The 16,670-nt window shown below is 68.8% G+C and carries 16 protein-coding genes; 5 read left to right on the forward strand and 11 right to left on the reverse strand.

The window, feature by feature from the left end; translation table 11 throughout:
* The first annotated feature begins 16 nt into the window (after nt 1-16).
* The gene (locus QF046_RS10100) at nt 17-2,503 is read left to right on the forward strand and encodes an RNA helicase (RefSeq protein WP_307369303.1); all 2,487 of its coding nucleotides are present in this window, start codon (nt 17-19) and stop codon (nt 2,501-2,503) included.
* A 6-nt stretch (nt 2,504-2,509) separates the two neighbouring features.
* Here the strand turns inward: QF046_RS10100 and QF046_RS10105 are convergent, their stop codons facing one another.
* Both QF046_RS10105 and QF046_RS10110 read right to left on the reverse strand, forming a co-directional pair.
* The gene (locus QF046_RS10105; RefSeq protein ID WP_307369305.1) at nt 2,510-2,899 is read right to left on the reverse strand and encodes a VOC family protein; all 390 of its coding nucleotides are present in this window, start codon (nt 2,897-2,899) and stop codon (nt 2,510-2,512) included.
* A 19-nt stretch (nt 2,900-2,918) separates the two neighbouring features.
* A complete protein-coding gene (locus QF046_RS10110; protein ID WP_307369307.1) occupies nt 2,919-3,902 on the reverse strand; it encodes a YafY family protein in 984 nt (327 codons plus the stop codon).
* 61 nt (nt 3,903-3,963) lie between these two features.
* On the opposite strand from QF046_RS10110, the gene QF046_RS10115 reads away from it, so the two are divergent.
* A complete protein-coding gene (locus tag QF046_RS10115; protein WP_307369309.1) occupies nt 3,964-5,118 on the forward strand; it encodes an epoxide hydrolase family protein in 1,155 nt (384 codons plus the stop codon).
* Nucleotides 5,119-5,150: 32 nt separating this feature from the next.
* Here QF046_RS10115 and QF046_RS10120 read toward each other — a convergent pair whose 3' ends face one another.
* The 4 genes from QF046_RS10120 to QF046_RS10135 are packed head-to-tail and all read right to left on the reverse strand — an operon-like array spanning nt 5,151 to nt 9,011.
* Complete coding sequence (locus QF046_RS10120) at nt 5,151-6,212, reverse strand: acyltransferase family protein (protein ID WP_307369311.1); 1,062 nt, start codon at nt 6,210-6,212, stop codon at nt 5,151-5,153.
* Nucleotides 6,209-7,216, reverse strand: a complete 1,008-nt coding sequence (locus tag QF046_RS10125) for a D-alanine--D-alanine ligase (protein WP_307369313.1) — start codon at nt 7,214-7,216, stop codon at nt 6,209-6,211. The genes QF046_RS10120 and QF046_RS10125 overlap by 4 nt, the downstream gene beginning before the upstream one ends.
* Entirely contained in the window at nt 7,213-8,361 is a 1,149-nt protein-coding gene (gene alr, locus QF046_RS10130; protein WP_307369315.1) for an alanine racemase, read from the reverse strand. Before alr ends, QF046_RS10125 begins: the two co-directional genes overlap by 4 nt.
* Nucleotides 8,362-8,363: 2 nt before the next feature.
* Nucleotides 8,364-9,011, reverse strand: coding sequence for a M15 family metallopeptidase (locus QF046_RS10135; RefSeq protein WP_307369317.1), 648 nt, complete (start codon nt 9,009-9,011; stop codon nt 8,364-8,366).
* 88 nt (nt 9,012-9,099) lie between these two features.
* Here QF046_RS10135 and QF046_RS10140 point away from each other — a divergent pair, with 88 nt between their 5' ends.
* Nucleotides 9,100-9,765 (forward strand): response regulator transcription factor, encoded by a 666-nt coding sequence (locus QF046_RS10140; RefSeq protein WP_307369319.1) that lies wholly within the window; start codon nt 9,100-9,102, stop codon nt 9,763-9,765.
* On the forward strand, nt 9,762-10,901 hold the full coding sequence (locus QF046_RS10145; protein ID WP_307369321.1) for a HAMP domain-containing sensor histidine kinase: 1,140 nt from the start codon (nt 9,762-9,764) through the stop codon (nt 10,899-10,901). Before QF046_RS10140 ends, QF046_RS10145 begins: the two co-directional genes overlap by 4 nt.
* 87 nt (nt 10,902-10,988) lie before the next feature.
* Here QF046_RS10145 and QF046_RS10150 read toward each other — a convergent pair whose 3' ends face one another.
* The 5 genes from QF046_RS10150 to QF046_RS10170 are packed head-to-tail and all read right to left on the reverse strand — an operon-like array spanning nt 10,989 to nt 15,625.
* Entirely contained in the window at nt 10,989-11,678 is a 690-nt protein-coding gene (locus QF046_RS10150) for an N-acetylmannosamine-6-phosphate 2-epimerase (protein ID WP_307369322.1), read from the reverse strand.
* Nucleotides 11,675-12,571 carry an alpha/beta hydrolase gene (locus QF046_RS10155; RefSeq protein ID WP_307369325.1) on the reverse strand — a complete coding sequence of 299 codons (897 nt, stop codon included), beginning with the start codon at nt 12,569-12,571 and terminating at the stop codon, nt 11,675-11,677. The genes QF046_RS10150 and QF046_RS10155 overlap by 4 nt, the downstream gene beginning before the upstream one ends.
* Nucleotides 12,568-13,392, reverse strand: a complete 825-nt coding sequence (locus tag QF046_RS10160) for a carbohydrate ABC transporter permease (protein WP_307369326.1) — start codon at nt 13,390-13,392, stop codon at nt 12,568-12,570. Before QF046_RS10160 ends, QF046_RS10155 begins: the two co-directional genes overlap by 4 nt.
* Nucleotides 13,389-14,327, reverse strand: coding sequence for a carbohydrate ABC transporter permease (locus QF046_RS10165; RefSeq protein WP_307369328.1), 939 nt, complete (start codon nt 14,325-14,327; stop codon nt 13,389-13,391). Before QF046_RS10165 ends, QF046_RS10160 begins: the two co-directional genes overlap by 4 nt.
* Entirely contained in the window at nt 14,324-15,625 is a 1,302-nt protein-coding gene (locus QF046_RS10170; RefSeq protein ID WP_307369330.1) for an extracellular solute-binding protein, read from the reverse strand. Before QF046_RS10170 ends, QF046_RS10165 begins: the two co-directional genes overlap by 4 nt.
* A 218-nt stretch (nt 15,626-15,843) precedes the next feature.
* Here QF046_RS10170 and QF046_RS10175 point away from each other — a divergent pair, with 218 nt between their 5' ends.
* On the forward strand, nt 15,844-16,548 hold the full coding sequence (locus QF046_RS10175; RefSeq protein WP_307369332.1) for a GntR family transcriptional regulator: 705 nt from the start codon (nt 15,844-15,846) through the stop codon (nt 16,546-16,548).
* The last annotated feature ends 122 nt before the right edge of the window (nt 16,549-16,670 follow it).

Here is a 16,670-nt window from a genome sequence, read left to right on the forward strand (position 1 = left end):
AAAGGATCGAGACATCATGCTTCTCGATCCCACTCCCGTCCGCGGTTCCGATGCGGATGCCGTGTACACGGCGTTCGTCGAGTGGGCGGAGTCGACCGGCATCAGCCTGTACCCCGCGCAGGACGAGGCGGTCATCGAGATCATGTCCGGACAGAATCTCATCCTGTCCACGCCCACCGGCACCGGCAAGTCATTGGTCGCGGTCGGCGCGCACTTCGCCGCCCTCGCCGAGGGACGCCGCACGTTCTACACGGCTCCGATCAAGGCCCTGGTCAGCGAGAAGTTCTTCAGCCTGGTCGACATCTTCGGCGCTGAGAACGTCGGAATGATCACGGGCGACTCGTCGGTCAACGCCGATGCCCCGATCGTGTGCTGCACGGCCGAGATCCTCGCGAACCTCGCGCTGCGCGAGGGCCCGGACGCCGATGTCGGCCAGGTCGTGATGGACGAGTTCCACTTCTACGGCGACCCCGACCGCGGCTGGGCCTGGCAGGTGCCGCTGCTGACACTGCCGCAGGTGCAGTTCGTGCTGATGTCGGCGACGCTCGGCGACGTCACGGATCTGGCATCCGATCTCTCCCGGCGCACGCAGCGCGAGACCGCGGTCGTCACCGGCGTCGAGCGGCCGGTGCCTCTGCACTTCTACTACGAACTGACGCCGATCCACGAGACGATCGACGACCTGCTCACCACCGGGCAGGCGCCGATCTACATCGTGCACTTCTCTCAGGCTGCGGCCATGGAACGGGCGCAGGCGCTGGCCAGCGCGAAGGTCGCCACCCGTGAGCAGCGCGATGCCATCGCCGAGCTGATCGGCGAGTTCCGCTTCACGACCGCGTTCGGCAAGACCCTCTCCCGGCTGCTGCGGATGGGCATCGGTGTGCACCACGCCGGGATGCTGCCGAAGTACCGCCGCCTGGTCGAGCAGCTCGCTCAGCGCGGGATGCTGCGGGTGATCTGCGGCACCGACACCCTGGGCGTCGGCATCAACGTGCCGATCCGCACGGTGCTGCTGACGGCGCTGACGAAGTTCGACGGGCAGCGGATGCGGCAGCTGAACGCCCGCGAGTTCCACCAGATCGCAGGGCGCGCGGGCCGCGCCGGATTCGACACCGCGGGAACCGTGGTCGCGCAGGCGCCGGAGCACGAGACCGAGAACGCCGCCGCGATCCGCAAGGCGGGCGACGACGTCAAGAAGAAGCGCAAGATCATCCGCAAGAAGGCTCCGGACGGATTCGTGTCCTGGGGCGAGCCATCCTTCCGCAAGCTGATCGATTCCGAGCCCGAGACCCTCACCTCGCACATGCAGATCACCAGCGCGATGATGCTGAACGTGATCGGTCGCGGCGGCGACGTCTTCGCCAATATGCGGGCACTGGTATACGACAACCACGAGCCGCGCGCCAAGCAGCGCCTGCTCGCCCTGCGGGCGCTCGGGATCTACCGCACGCTGCGGGAGTCGGGGATCGTGGAGGACGACGCCGACGGCATCCGTCTCACGGTCGACCTGCAGCCGAACTTCGCACTCAACCAGCCGCTGTCGCCGTTCGCTCTGGCCGCGTTCGAGCTGCTGGACCCGGATTCTCCGCAGTTCGCGGTGGACATGATCTCGATCGTGGAGTCCACTCTCGACGAGCCGCGCGCGATCCTGTCGCAGCAGGAGTTCATCGCCCGCGGCGAGGCGGTCGGTGCGATGAAGGCCGAGGGCATCGAGTACGACGAGCGCATGGAGCTGCTCGAGCAGATCACGTATCCGAAGCCGCTGGAGGAGCTGCTGTCGGCGGCGTTCGAGACGTTCAGCGCCGCGCAGCCGTGGATCCGCGACTTCGAGCTGCATCCGAAGTCCGTCGTGCGCGACATGTACGAGCGGGCCATGTCGTTCGGGGAATATGTCGCGTTCTACAAGACCGCCCGGTCTGAGGGCGTCGTGCTGCGGTATCTCTCTGATGCTTTCCGCGCGGCCTCCCAGACCATCCCCGCGCACCTGAAGACCGAAGACCTCCGCGATCTGATCGAGTGGCTCGGCGAGCTGGTGCGGCAGGTCGACTCGAGCCTGCTGGACGAGTGGGAGGAGTTGATCTCCGGGTCCCTGAGCCTGTCGAAGGGCGATGGCGACGAGCCCGTCGTCCCGCCAGCCCCGAAGCGACTCACCTCGAACGTGCGGGCGTTCCGGATCCTGGTGCGCAACGAGCTGTTCCGCCGGGTGCAGCTCGCCGCCCGTGAGGACCAGGACGGACTGGAGGCCCTGGACCCGGGCTTCGACGGATGGTCGGACGCATTGGACGCGTACTACGCCGAGCACGACGAGATCCTCACCGGCCCGGATGCCCGCAGCTCCGCACTGCTGCTGATCGAGCAGGCCAGCTCTTCCTGGACGGTGCGTCAGATCCTGGACGACCCCGCGGGCGACCACGACTGGGGCATCACCGCGACCGTCGACCTGGCGGCATCCGACGAGGCCGGTGAGGCCGTCATCGCCGTGACGGGCGTCGACCGGCTGTAGGCCGACTCAGGCCTGCATGACGGCGAGGACGTTGCCCGCCGGGTCGCGGAACCACGCGATGTCGGGCCCCTGCCCGCCACCGCGCACGATGCCGCGCTCATCGGACGGGAACTCCTCGTCGCTGTAGATCTTGGTCTGCACGCCGCGGGCGATGAGGTCGTCCACCGCCGCGTCCACGTCCGCCACGGGGAAGTTCAGGATCGTGAAGCTGGCCGGCTCGTGGTTCGGCTTCCCGTAGATGAGGATCGATCCGCCGCTGGGCAGCCGCAGGTCGAGGAACCCCATCGGGTTGTCGCTGACCTCGAGTCCGAGGGTCTTCCCGTAGAACTCGCGAGCAGCATCGATGTCGTCGACGCTGAAGCCGCTGAACGCGCGATCCGCTGTGAAAGCTGTCATGCGTCCAGCATCCGCTCCCTCATCCCCTATGTCGAGAGCTGGTCTCCTCCGACCCTCGCCCGCGCAGCATCCGCTCGCCCATCTCGCCGAGCGCTCGTCGCACCTCTTCTCCCTCGAGCACCTCGAACTCGATGCCGCTCATGCCGATGTAGAGCGCGAACTCCTCCGGCGTGCGGGCACCGGCGGTGAGGATGCTGGTGCCGGCGACGTCGTCCACGACCTGCGCGATCGTCGCGTCGAAGTGCTGAGACACCTCAGCGGCGGGCGCGTGCATGCGCACCCGCGCGCGGATCGGATAGGGCGCCGTCGTGATGCTGTGCGTCGTGAACCGCCGCAGGGCGTCGTCGGGGATGTCGCGCAACCCGAACTCCTCGCGCAGCTGAACCGGACGCCTCAGCCGGTCCACCCGCAGCGTGCGCCACGCTTCGCGTTCGATGTCCCAGGCGACGAGGTACCAGCGCTCTGCGGTGTGCACGATGCGGTGCGCCTCGACGACCCGCTGGATCTCGGCACCGTCGTGGCGGGTGTAGTCGACGCGCAGCCGCCGGCGCGAGGCGATGGCAGCGGCGAGCGCGGTGACGACCTCGAAGTCGATGTCCTGCCCGGCCCGCACGAGCGGCACCATCGCCTGCTCCACCTCGACGATCTGGCGGCGGGTCGACGGTGACAGCGACTGCTCCAGCTTCGCGAGCGCGCGGGCCGAGGCATCCTCCATCCCTGTCACCACGCTCGTCGCGGCGGCACGCAGCCCCACGGCGATCGCGACGGACTCATCCGGGGCGAGGGTGAGCGGCGGCACCTCGGCGCCGACGCCGAGCCGATATCCGCCGTGTCTGCCCCGGGTGGCTTCGACGCCGTACCCGAGCTCACGAAGGTCGTCGATGTCGCGGCGCAGAGTGCGATCGCTCACCTCGAGGCGCTCGCGCAGTTCGGCGCCGCTCCATTCCCTGCGCACCTGCAGCAGGGCGAGCAGAGCGAGGGTTCGTCCGGTGGTTCGAGTCATGCACCCAGCCTGTTTCAGTATCAGGTCATATTGTGGCCTCTTAGGCCGGAAAGCTGAAGTCATGAACACGAACCTGATCCAGCCATTCCGCATCGAGGTCGCCGACTCCGCGGTTGCCGATCTGCGGCGCCGACTAGACGACGCGCGGTTCCCGCAGCCCCTCCCGGTCGACGACCGCAGCACCGGCATCCCGTCGGTGGAGCTGCAGGCTCTCATGACCCGCTGGGCGCAGCACGACTGGCGCGCGACGGAGGCGCGGCTGAACGCACTGCCCCAGATCATCACGAACATCGACGGCCAGAACATCCACGCCGTGCACGTGCGGTCGACGCATGCCGATGCGATGCCGCTGCTGCTCATGCACGGCTGGCCCGGGTCGTTCCTGGAGTTCGAGGCACTGATCGGGCCGCTCACCGATCCGCTCGCACACGGCGGCGCAGCATCCGACGCCTTCGATGTCGTGATCCCCTCGCATCCCGGCTTCGGCTTCTCGACACCGCTGGTCGGCGCGGACTGGAAGCGCAGCGACATCGCGGTCGTGATGCTCGAACTGATGACGCGGCTCGGCTACGAGCGCTTCGCGATCCAAGGCGGCGATATGGGGGCGGGTGTCGCGCCCGAAATGGGGCGCCTCGCACCCGACCGGGTGATCGGCATCCACGCGAACGGATCGCTCGGCTCCTTCGTGGGACAGGTCGACGACGAGACGGCTGCGGCGCTCACACCTCTGGAGCACGATCGGCTGCGCCGGGTCGGCGAGTTCATGCAGCGGGAGTTCGGCTACATCTCGATCCAATCGACACGACCCGCCCTGATCGGTGCGATGCTCGCCGACAGCCCGGTGGCGCAGTTCGCATGGATCCACGACAAGTTCCAGGCGTGGACGCATCCGGCGCACACCCCCGCCGCCGACCTCGTCGGCGAGCGATTCCTGTTCGAGAACGCGGCGCTGTACTGGCTCACGGCGACGGGCGGGACGGCCGCATACGTCGGGTACGCGCAGGATGCCGGATGGGGTGCCGTGCCCGAGAACTCGGGAGTTCCCACCGCGGTGATGGTGTTCGCGCACGACGTGGGACTGCGATTCGCGGAGGAGAAGTCGAACACGATCGTGCGCTGGACCGATGTCGATGGGCGCGGCGGGCATTTCGCCGCACTGGAGGAGCCGCAGATGCTGCTGGCGGACGTGCGGGAGTTCTTCGCGGGACTTCGGTGAGATGAGGAGGACGGCGATCGCAGCCGTCCTCCTCATCGACCGGCGTGCGAGCCGGTCCTGGACCGAACAGGCCGCAGCACCAGCGGATCGAACAGCGCCCGCGCTCCGGCGCGCATCAGCAGGGCGTGCGCGCCCAGACTCGCCGCGATCACGACCGCTACGACCAGGGGCGGTTCGATCACGGCGAGCACGGGACCGCTGAACACCCAGCCGTCCACGTCGCGCAGCATCCGATCCACCAGGGCGAGCGGGATCATGTGGATCACGTAGATCGGCAGGGTCCGCTGTCCCACCCAGCGCAGCGGCGCGGCCACCGGCTCCCACCGATCGACCAGCGCGCAGATGCTGACGCCCGCGGCCACCGCCAGCGTCGACAGCAGGGTCCACACGCCGAACCACTCCCGAGCATCCAGCAGCGAGACGAGCACGAGCCCGGCGACATAGGCGGCGGCGAGCGCCACGGCCGTCCGCCGACCGGGCCGGCGCTCGGCGAGGCGGCGCACCTGCGGGCGCAGTCTCAAGCCGGCGAGGAAGAAGAACACGTTCTGCACGACCTGCCACAGGTTGCCCCAGTCGGGCAGGGCGCCCGCGGCGGCGATCGCTGAGATTGCGAACGCCACCGGCAGCAGCACGGCCGTCGGCACACCGCGCGTGATCCTGCCGATGACGAGGTACAGCGCGAGCGCGAGCAGGTACCAAAGATTGGTCGGGCTGACCGTGAGGTTCAGCAGCAGCCCGCCGAGATCGGTGGCCCGCGCGGTGTCGAACTCGGGGCCGGCGACGGCGAGCGCGAACGTCTGGATCACCACCCACAGCACGTACAGCAGCCCCAGCCGCAGCGCCCTCTCGCCGAGCCGCGTCCGTTCCGGCGCGAGCACCACCCCCGCGGCGAACATGCCGGAGACCAGGAAGAACAGAGGCATCCGCAGCGGCAGCAGCTGTGCACTGACGAGCGTCCACAGCTGCGGGATGCCGTCGGCCCCGCTCCACGGCAGATGGGAGCTGTGCTTGACCACGACGTGCCAGAGCACCACGAGGATGATGCAGACGCCCTTCACCACGTCGGGCCATCCCTCGCGCTCGCGCGTGCTCATGCGCGTGCCTGTGCCCGTGCCCGCGCAGCGGCTGCTGCCCCCGCTTCGGCGAGCGCCGACCGCACCATCCGCGTGACGAGCTCGCCGTATTCGATGCCTGCGGCCGCGAACATGCGTGGCACCTGGGACTGCGCGGTCAGCCCCGGCATCGTGTTCACCTCGTTGAGAACGAGCCCGTCGTCGGTGAGGAAGAAGTCGACCCGCGCGACGCCCGCGCACCCCAGCGCATCGAACATCCGCAGTGCCGCGGTCGTCACTGCGGACCGCTGGCCGCGTGTGAGGTCGGCGGGCACGATGAAGTTCGCCGAGCCGTCGTACTTCGCCGTCGTGTCGAACAGTCCGGCGTCGCTCGCCGTCCGGATCTCCAGCGGCGGGGCCGCCCACCGCACTCCGCCCGCCTCACGCAGCACCGCGACGTCGATCTCCCGCCCGCGCACCACCTCCTCGATGAGGATGCGGTCGTCGTACCGCGCCGCCAGCCGCAGTGCGTCCTGCAGCTGCGCGGCATCCGTCGCCAGACTCACACCGAAGCTCGAGCCCTCTGCGACGGGTTTCACCACGACGGGCTCCTCGAACTCCACCTCGCCGATGTCGGCGCGTCCGATGAGCCGGGCGCGGGCGGTGCGGATGCCGACGGCCTCGGCCACGAGCTTCGTCGCCCACTTGTCCATCCCGATCGCGCCGCCGCGCACCCCCGAGCCCACGACCGGGACGCCGGCCAGGCCGCAGAGCGCGGCGAGCGCGCCGTCCTCCCCGAGCGGACCGTGCACGACCGGGAACACGGCATCCGCACCCGCCAGCACGGCCAGCGCGCCCTGCAGCGACCGCGCCGGCGAATCGGCGAGCAGTCCCGCGGTGCCGGCCCAGCATCCGTCGCGTTCGATGGTCAGCTCATCGACCGCGAACCCGCTCTCGCGCAGTGCGGCGGCGACGCCGGCCGCACCGGCCAGTGAGACCTCGTGCTCGGCGCTCTGCCCTCCGCCGATCACCACCACCCGGATCATGCGACGCTCCTGACCACGCGGGCGCCGATGCCCGTGACGATGGTGTGCGGGATGGTTCCCGCCCAGTCCGCCCACTCCTGCACGCTCGGCGCCGCACCACCCGGCCCGAAGATCGTGGCGATGCTCCCCCGGGCATACGCCGTGTCGCCCGTGTCGACGACGATCTGGTCCATCGAGACGCGGCCGACGATGCGGTGCCGGCGTCCGGCGATCTCGACGGATGCCGTCGGCGACAGCTCTCGCGGGATGCCGTCGGCGTAGCCGACCCCGATGACCGAGAGGTGCGTGCGCCGGTCGGTCACGTAGGCGCCGGCGTAGCCGATCGGCGTGCGTGCGGCGACCTCGGAGCCGTGAACGACCGGTGCGGTGAATCGCCCGGCCTGGGCCAGTGCGCTCCGTCCCACCAGTGCACTCCGTCCTGCCGGGTCGATGCCCACCAGACCTGCGCCGATCCGCACCAGGTCGAAGCGGCTGGCCGGGTCGTGCAGGGCGGCCGCCGTGGCTCCGAGATGCGTCACGAGCGGGGCGAAGCCGGCGCGCAGCGCCGTGTCACGGGCGTGCTGCATCCGCATCACCCACGGCAGGTTCGCCCGCGGGTCGGCGAGGTCGGCCTGCGGCAGATGCCCCATCACCCCGACCACGTCGATCCGGCCGGCGTCGCGTCCGCGCCTGGCCAGACGCAGCAGCGCCGGCAGATCCTGCACCGGGCAGCCGCCGCGGGCCATGCCGGTGTCGAGCTGCAGGTGCACGCGCACCGGCATCCGGGCGTCGTCGATCAGCTCGGCGAGCTCGTCCACCGATCCGACGGCGACGTCGATCCGCGCGGTGGCGGCGAGCGCCGCGTCGATCCCGGACGGATGCAGCCAGGCCAGGATCGGCGCCGTGATGCCCGCGTCGCGCAGCCGAGAGCCCTCCGCGATGTCGGTGACGCCCAGCCACTCGGCTCCGGCATCGAGGGCCGCGGATGCCACGGCGAGCGCCCCATGTCCGTAGCCGTCTGCTTTGACGACGGCCATGACCGGGCCGCCGGCGCGCATCCGACGCACGTTCTCGGCGACGGCATCCGGCAGCAGCTGCAGCGTGGGAGCTTCGAATCGTGTGCGGTGCTGCGCGGCCGGCATCCGCTCCTGGGTGATGGTCGTCATGGTCATCGCCTCCGCTCGGTCGGGTCGGCGTACATGCGCGGGCAGCCGTCGGTCACGGCATCCGCCCGCAGCTCGAAGTGCCAGGCCTCGTTGGCGTAGATCCGGCACAGGCCGAACTGCGCGCCATGACGTCCGAGCCATTCCGCCGCCTGCCAAGGACCGATGTCGGCCGCTTCTCCCGTGACGTGCTCCGAGGTGTCGGCCGTGGCGACCCAGCGCGCAGCCTCCTCGGCGGAGCCGTACTTCGCCACGGCCTCCTGCAGCAGCTGCCGCTGATAGGCCGGCGAGCGCCATCCGCTGTTGAGCCGCAGCTGCACGCCGTCGGATGCCGCCGCCCGCGCCGCGTTCTGCAGCGCCTCGCGCAGCGCGTCGTCGAGGCCGGTGACCGCGGGCACGTCGTCGAACACGCTCACGCGCACCCCGTCGCCGATCAGTCCGTCGGACACCGTGACGGCGTCGGCATCGTCGGCGCGGGCGTCTGGGGCGTCGGCGGGGGCGGGCGCGACAGCGGCGGAGTCGGAATCGAGCGAGGGCGCGGCGGCGGATGCCGTCGACAGCGACTGCTGCACGGTCAGGAGCACGACGACGAGAGCGATCGCCAGCACGGTGACGACGGCCGTCACCACCCGACGGGAGGAAGAGGTCTTCATGTCCTCCATCCCAGTCGGGCGCGTGTTGCAGGCCCGTATGCGATTCCCGATATGTTTCCGATATGCGCCGGTGCGTAGGATCCATCACATGCGTGTGCTGATCGTCGAGGACGAGCCCTATCTCGCGGAGGCCATCCGCGACGGGCTGCGGCTCGAGGCGATCGCCTCCGACATCGCCGGCGACGGCGACACCGCTCTGGAGCTGCTGAGCATCAACTCCTACGACCTCGCCGTGCTCGACCGCGACATCCCCGGTCCTTCCGGCGACGAGGTCGCCGCCTGGATAGTGGAATCTGGCAGCGGCATCCCGATCATGATGCTCACCGCCGCCGACCGGCTCGACGACAAGGTTTCGGGCTTCGAGCTGGGCGCCGACGACTACCTCACCAAGCCGTTCGAGCTGCGCGAGCTGGTCATGCGCCTGCGTGCCCTGGACCGGCGGAGGGCGCACTCGCGTCCGCCGGTGGTCGAGATCGCCGGGCTGCGACTGGATCCGTTCCGCCGTGAGGTGTTCCGCGACGGGAAGTACGTGGCGCTGACCCGCAAGCAGTTCGCCGTGCTCGAGGTGCTGGTCGGCGCAGCGGGCGGGGTGGTCAGCGCGGAGGAGCTGCTCGAGCGCGCGTGGGATGAGAACGCCGACCCGTTCACGAACGCCGTGCGCATCACCGTCTCGGCGCTGCGCAAGCGGCTCGGCGAGCCGCGGCTGATCACGACGGTGTCCGGTGTCGGCTACCGGATCGAGACCGACGGATGACGCAGCCGGCCGGGCGCAGACGGCGCGGGGTCAGCGCCCGCATGAAACTCACGCTCAGCTATGCCGGCGCGTTCGGCATGGCAGGCGCGCTGCTGGTCGCCGCCGGCTGGGCAGTCGTCCTGCTGCGCAGGTTCTTCGGGCCGCTCGACGAACTCCTGCACGCCGCGATCCCCTGGCAGGTGCGGCAGTTCCTGATGGAGTTCATCGTGCCCGGCTCGGTCATCGTGATCGTCCTGCTGACCGGCTTCGGGTTCCTGATCGGCTGGTTCGTCGCCGGGCGGATGCTGGCACCGCTCACCCGCATCGGGGAGGCCGCCCGCCTGGCATCCCAGGGCTCGCTGTCGCACCGGGTCGCGCTGGAGGGCAAGGGCGACGAGTTCCGCGACCTTGCGGACGTCTTCGACACGATGCTCGAGCGCCTCGAGGGGCACATGGCCGAGCAGCAGCGCTTCGCGGCGAACGCCTCGCACGAGCTGCGCACGCCGCTGGCTATCATGCGGACGCAGATCGAGGTGGCGCAGGCCGATCCCGACCGCGACGTCGATGCACTGCTGGCGCGGCTGCACCAGGTGAACGGGCAGGCGATCGAACTGACCGAGGCTCTGCTGCTGATGGCCCGAGCCGACGGTCAGGCGTTCGAGCGGGCACGGGTCGATCTGTCGCTCCTCGCCGAAGAGGCCGTCGAGACGCTGCTCCCGATGGCCGAGCGCCGCGGCATCACGATCGAGTCGAAGGGCGACCCGGCGCATGTGACCGGCTCGCCGGCGCTTCTGCAGCAGCTGATCACGAACCTCGTGCACAACGCCATCGTGCACAACCTGCCCGCCGCCGGGATGATCGGCCTGCGCGTCTCGGCGATGCCGACCGGGGTCGTGCTCGCGATCGCGAACACCGGCCCGGCCGTGGAACCCGAACTGCTCGCGACGCTGACCGAGCCGTTCCAGCGCGGCGCGGGCCGCACCAGGCGCGCGGACACACGCCCCGTGGATGTCACCGGGCCGGTCGAGACCCGCGGGCTCGGACTGGGTCTGGCGATCGTGCAGAGCATCGTGCGCGCTCACGGCGCGACCCTTCAGCTCACGGCGCGGCCCGGCGGCGGGCTGCTCGTGGAGGCGTGGTTCCCGCGGGCGGGCTGAGGTTCGGTGCGAGCCCCGTTCTGAAGGACGTTCGCAGTTCTGAAGGATGCTGTCTTTGCGGCCGTCCTTCAGAACTGCATCCGTCCTTCAGATGCGATGCGACAGTGCGTCGGCGAACCACGATGTGATCGTCGTCGGATGCGTGATCGCGGTGCCGACGCAGACCGCGAACGCGCCGGCTGCTCTGGCCGCGGCAACCACCGACGGGGTGTGGATGCGGCCCTCGGCGATCACGGGCAGCGTGCAGGCGGCCACCATCTGTGCGATCACCTCGATGTCCGCACCCGTCGTCTTCGGCCGCTCCCCGGTGTAGCCGGACAGCGTCGTGCCGAGGATGTCCGCTCCGGCCGCCTCCGCCTGCACGCCGTCCGCAGCGGACCCGCAGTCGGCCATGACGAGCACATCCGGATGCTGCCCCTTCAACTGCGCGATCGTCTCCGCGAGCGTCCTGCCATCCGGACGCGGTCGACGGGTTCCGTCCAGCGCGACGATGTCGGCACCGGCCGCAGCCACCGCGAGGGCATGCTCCAGGGTCGGCGTGATGAACACGTCGGCATCGCCGTCCTTCCACAGGCCGATCACCGGCACGGTCAGGTCGGAGGCCGCCCGGATGTCGGCGATCCCCTGCAGTCGGATCGCGGCGGCGCCGCCCAGGACAGCGGCGCGGGCGATACGCGCCATCGTCTCGGCGTCCCTCATCGGCTCGTCCGGATAGGCCTGGCACGACACCACCAGGCCTCCTTCGATGCTCCTCAGCACTCCGGCAGACTCCGTCACAGCTCCCCCTCACTCCAGCGTCGAAGCCACTCGCGGCGAGCGCGGTGCGACTCTCGCGAGACACGCGCGTCCTCCACAGCGCAGTCGAATCCGTGGAACCCGCCCGACCACACGTGCAGCTCCGCGCTGACGCCGTCGGCCCAGAGCTTCGCGGCGAAATCGACCGTGGAGTCGCGGAAGACCTCGGCGGATCCGACGTCGAGATAGACGGGCGGGACCCCGCCGACGTCCGTCCGATCGCCCGGGACAGGAGTCGCGGTACCTTCGGTCGCCCGCTTCCAGGCGGTGGCGTTCGAGATGGTGCTCCACGACGGATCGTGATCGAACTGCGCTGCGGATGCCGTGCTCCTGGCATCCAGCATCGGGCACACCAGCATGAGCGCGTCCAGCCGCACCCCGCGATCCCTGCACTCGAAGGCCACCGCGGCAGCCAGCCCACCTCCTGCGCTCTGGCCGACGAGCACGATCGGCAGACCACCGTGCGCCGCGAGCTCGACGGCTGCCACGCCCGCAGAGACCATCGTGTCGAATCGAGCCTCCGGAACGAGCGGGTAGTCCACCGTCCAGACCTCGAGATCGAGATCGTCGCTGTGGCGCAGCAGTACGTCGACTCCATCGAAGCGGTTCCCCGCCATCAGACCACCGCCGTGCAGGAAGACCGCCCGCAGCATCGGCTCCCCACCGGACGGCCGGAACGAGGTGATCTCATCGGTCACCGAGGTCGAGTCGAGCTCGAAGACCACGGCGAGCGCCTCTGCCGTGGTCCCACGGTCGGCTGCGACACCACGGTAGCGCTGGATATCGGTATCCGTCTCGACATCCGTGGGCACGGACGCCGCAAGCTGCTGCAGCCCTTCGCGCAGCGGTGCGGCCACTCCGGGTCCGGGCATCATCCCTTCACCGCACCCATCGTCATCCCAGCCACGTAATGACGTTGCATGACCAGGGCGAACACGACGATCGGGATGCAGATGACCAGGCTCAGCGCCGCCATCGACCCGTACTTCACGCCGGCATCGGTGATGAACGACGCGACTCCGGTGCTGAGCACCGGGTTGCTGGAGCGGGTGAGTGATTGGGCGATGAGGAACTCGTTCCAGCTGAGCACCGCGGTCAGCACTGCGGCCGTGGCCATGCTGCTGGTCGCCATCGGCAGTGTCAGGTGGAGGAATCTCCTGGGCATGCTCGCCCCGTCGATCGCTCCGGCCTCATCGATCTCGGCAGGCAGACCGCGGAAGGCGATCAGCATCAGCCAGGTCGCGAACGGGATCGTGATGGAGAGGTGTCCGAGCACGACGGCGAGAGGCGTGTCGAAGAGACCCCAGTCGCGCATCATCACGAAGAACGGGATCACCATGGCGATGCGCGGGTAGAACCGGAAGAACAGCAGCACGAACACGACCCCTCCGATCACCCAGGGGCTCAGTCCCAGACGCGCCAGCGCGTATCCGCTGAGCGTGCCCAGGAGCACCGAGACGATCGTGGTGATCGTGACGACGATCAGCGAGTTGCGCAGCATGATGCCGGTCTTCGGATCGGCGAAGATCTCGTCGAAGTTCGCCAGCGTCGGATGCTCGGGCAGGAAGGACGCCGAGAAGAAGTCCGCGGGGCTCTTGAAGCTCGCCGAGATCAGCTCGAAGAACGGCAGGATCCAGACCAGCACGACCACCATGATGAGCAGGCCCATCAGGGCCGCAGTGATGCGCTTTCTCATGACGTCGCCTCCCGGGATGCCTTGTCCAGCCGGAACATCATCACGATGATGACGGTGACGATGATCATGAACAGCCAGGAGCCGGCGGCGGATGCGCTGATCTCGAAGTTGCGCAGACCCAACGCGTACAGGTAATACGTGAGCGTGTAGCTGGAGTACCCCGGACCACCCTGGGTGAGTGTGTAGACCGTGTCGAGCTGAAGCAGCGAGTCGAGCGCACGGAAGGTCACGACCAGCGCGAACGCACCTGTCAGCATCGGAAGCTCCACCGAGCGGAAGGTGCGCCAGCGGCCGGCACCGTCGACGGAAGCCGCCTCGACCAGTTCCTGCGGGATCGACAGCATGGCCGAGCTGATGACGAGCATCACGAACGGCGTCCACTGCCAGGTGTCCACGATGATGATGGCGACAACCGACCAGAAGGGATCCGCGAGCCATTCCGGACCCGTGATCCCGATGGCGCTGAGCGTCGTGTTGACGGAGCCGCTGCGGGAGTTGAACATGAGGCGCCAGATGTTGGCGGCGGCGACGGGGGCGATCACCATCGGAAGCATCAGGACGGCGCGCGCGGTGCGATGCAGAGCGCGTCCCTTGCGCAGTAGCGCCGCCAGGCCAGTTCCGAGAAGAAGCTGCAGCGCCACGCCACACACCGTGATGACCAGGCTGGTGCGAGCGGCTCCCCAGAACACCGGGTCGGAGAGCACCTGCGCGTAGTTCGCCCAGCCGACGAACCCGCCCGGATCGGTCGACTCGGTCAGCGACCACTCGCGGAACGACAGCACACTCGCGTTCAAGAGGGGATACAGCTGCAGCGCGATCACAGCGAGTAGCGCGGGGGCCAAGCACGCCCAGAGGAAGAACCGGTCCGGTCGCGTGGTCAGCGGGGAGGCCGCGCGGCGACGCGGCCTCCCCGTGACGATCAGCGAAGTGGTCACTTCTCGACGAACCCGTTCGCCTCAGCCGTGCTGATCAGCGCCTCGGGCACCTTCAGGCCGGACCAGCCCTGCTCGATGGCCGCGACCGCGTCGGCAGCCGTGCCGCTGCCGGACACGAACTCGCTCATCGGGCGGTTGAACGGATCGAACGACTTCAGCGTGAGCGGAAGCGGAAGCGCCTTGGCCAGGTTGCCCGCCTGGACGGGCAGGTCGTTGGCGTGCTTCTTCAGCAGCTCTGCATCCGAGTAGGTCGAGGCGAAGGGCGAGCCGATGCCGTAGGTGAACATCCACTCGGTGGAGTGCTCCGGAGTCAAGAACTCATCGATCCACGACCACGCGAGGTCCTGGTTCTTGGAGAGCTTCGAGATCGACAGCGACCAGGTGGACAGCGCCGGGGTACCGGGGCCGGGGAACGGCACCTGCGCCCAGTGATCGCCCAGCGTGGACCGCGATTCGTCGTTCAGGGCACCGCGCACGAAGCTCGGCCACACGATGAGCATCGCGGCCTTGCCGGCGAGGAAGTTCTCGTTGGCCTCGTCGATGCTCAGCGAGGCGGCGTTCGGCGTTCCGAGTGCGGCGATGTCGCCCACGGTCTGCATGGCCTTGGTCGCCGGCTCGTCGTCCAGGCCCCACTGGCCGTCCTTCGTCACGTAGTAGCTGTCGTAGGCGCCCTGGAAGATCGACGGGATCTGATCGGCGGCGCCGAACGCGAAGGAGATCGGCACCACACCGGAAGGCAGCGTGTCCTTCAAGCCTGTCGCGATGGACACCAGATCGTCCCAGTCGGCGAAGGTCGTATCCGCGGGCAGGTAGTCGGTGTTCACGAAGACGCCATAGGCATCGGAGGCGTAGGTCAGGCCGACCTGATCACCGGATGCATAGGGGCTGGGCCCGTCGTTCAGGAGCTCCGGGATGTACTGATCGCGGTTCTTCCACTTGTCGATCTGCGAGGTCAGCGGCTGCAGGTGGTTGTAGATCTCGACGTCCCACGCGCTCGTCGACATCACATCGAAGCCGCCGGTTCCGGTGATGAGGTCGGTGGCGTTCTGTTGGCCCAGAGTCGCGAACGGGAAGGCCTCGACTGCGACCTCGGCATCGTGAGACTTCTCGAAGGCCGGCGCGAACTTCTCGGCGGCGACGTTGTACGTGCCGGAGTCCATGTAGGTCACGACAAGCTTGGAGGCGCCGGCGGCATCCCCGGATCCTGTGGAGCAGGCGGCCAAGGCGAGGGCCGTGGTCCCGGCGGCGAGCACACCGGCGATCCGGCGCACTCGCCGCGAACGGAGTGAGGTCTTCATCGATTCTCCTTAAAACGGTAACCCTAGGGATGCATGGCAAATATAGGTGTAGCGACAAGCTAGCAATGATGGGCGGTCCCGTCAATAGCCCCAGGAACAAGGCAATCTCTGTCGACCCTGTTACGCCGTGCATAGCGACGCGCGCCAGATATCGCTTGCACCAGGAGCGTGGCAACCCTGTACTTGAAGCCACTTCCCTTGTTATTCTCGGAGCGATCATGGTTGCCAAGTATCAGCAGATTCTGCACACTCTCTCGAGCCGCATCGACGCGATGAGTCCCGGCGACGCGCTGCCCAGCGAGGAAGAGCTCTCCAAGGAGTTCCGCGTCTCGCCGATGACGACCAGGCGCGCCCTGACGATCCTGCTGGATGCAAAGCGCATCGTCGGAATCCGAGGGAAGGGCACCTTCGTCGCCCGGCGCCCGATGGCGCGGACGATGACGTTGATGTCCTTCAGCGAGGCGATGCGCTCACACGGACGCGCACCGCATTCGCGGGTGCTCGGCATGTCGATGAGTCCGGCGGATGCCGAGTCCGCTGAGGCGCTGCAGATCGATGTGGGGACGCACGTCTACAGCATCCACCGTCTGCGGTTCGGCGACGACGTCCCCATCGGCGTCGACGTGACGGTGCTGCCTGCGTCGCGGTTCCCCGGGCTGCTCGGCCATGACTTGACCGGCTCGCTGTACGCGGTCCTGCGCGAGCAGTACGACACGGCGATCGAGCGCGCCACCTCCCGCATCAGCGCGGTGATCCCGGACTCGGCGACCGCCGAGCTGCTGGAGGTGGAGGCCGGCACCCCTTGCCTGGCCGTCCAGGCGACGGCCAAGGACGAGAACGGCACGATTGCGGAGTCGACCCACTCGCTGTACCGGGGCGACCTGTACGAACTCACCGTCGAACACCGTCGCGACAGCGCGTAGCGACCACGCGCCTTGCCGCTCGCGCGCCCGCCCTCCCTCGCATGCTCGCACCCTCGGGAGGAGATCGCACGGATGGGAGGACGAGACCCCCAGCATCCTCCTCCCATCCGCGAGAAGTCCTC

This window comes from Microbacterium sp. W4I4 (genome assembly GCF_030816235.1).
Lineage (GTDB): Bacteria > Actinomycetota > Actinomycetes > Actinomycetales > Microbacteriaceae > Microbacterium.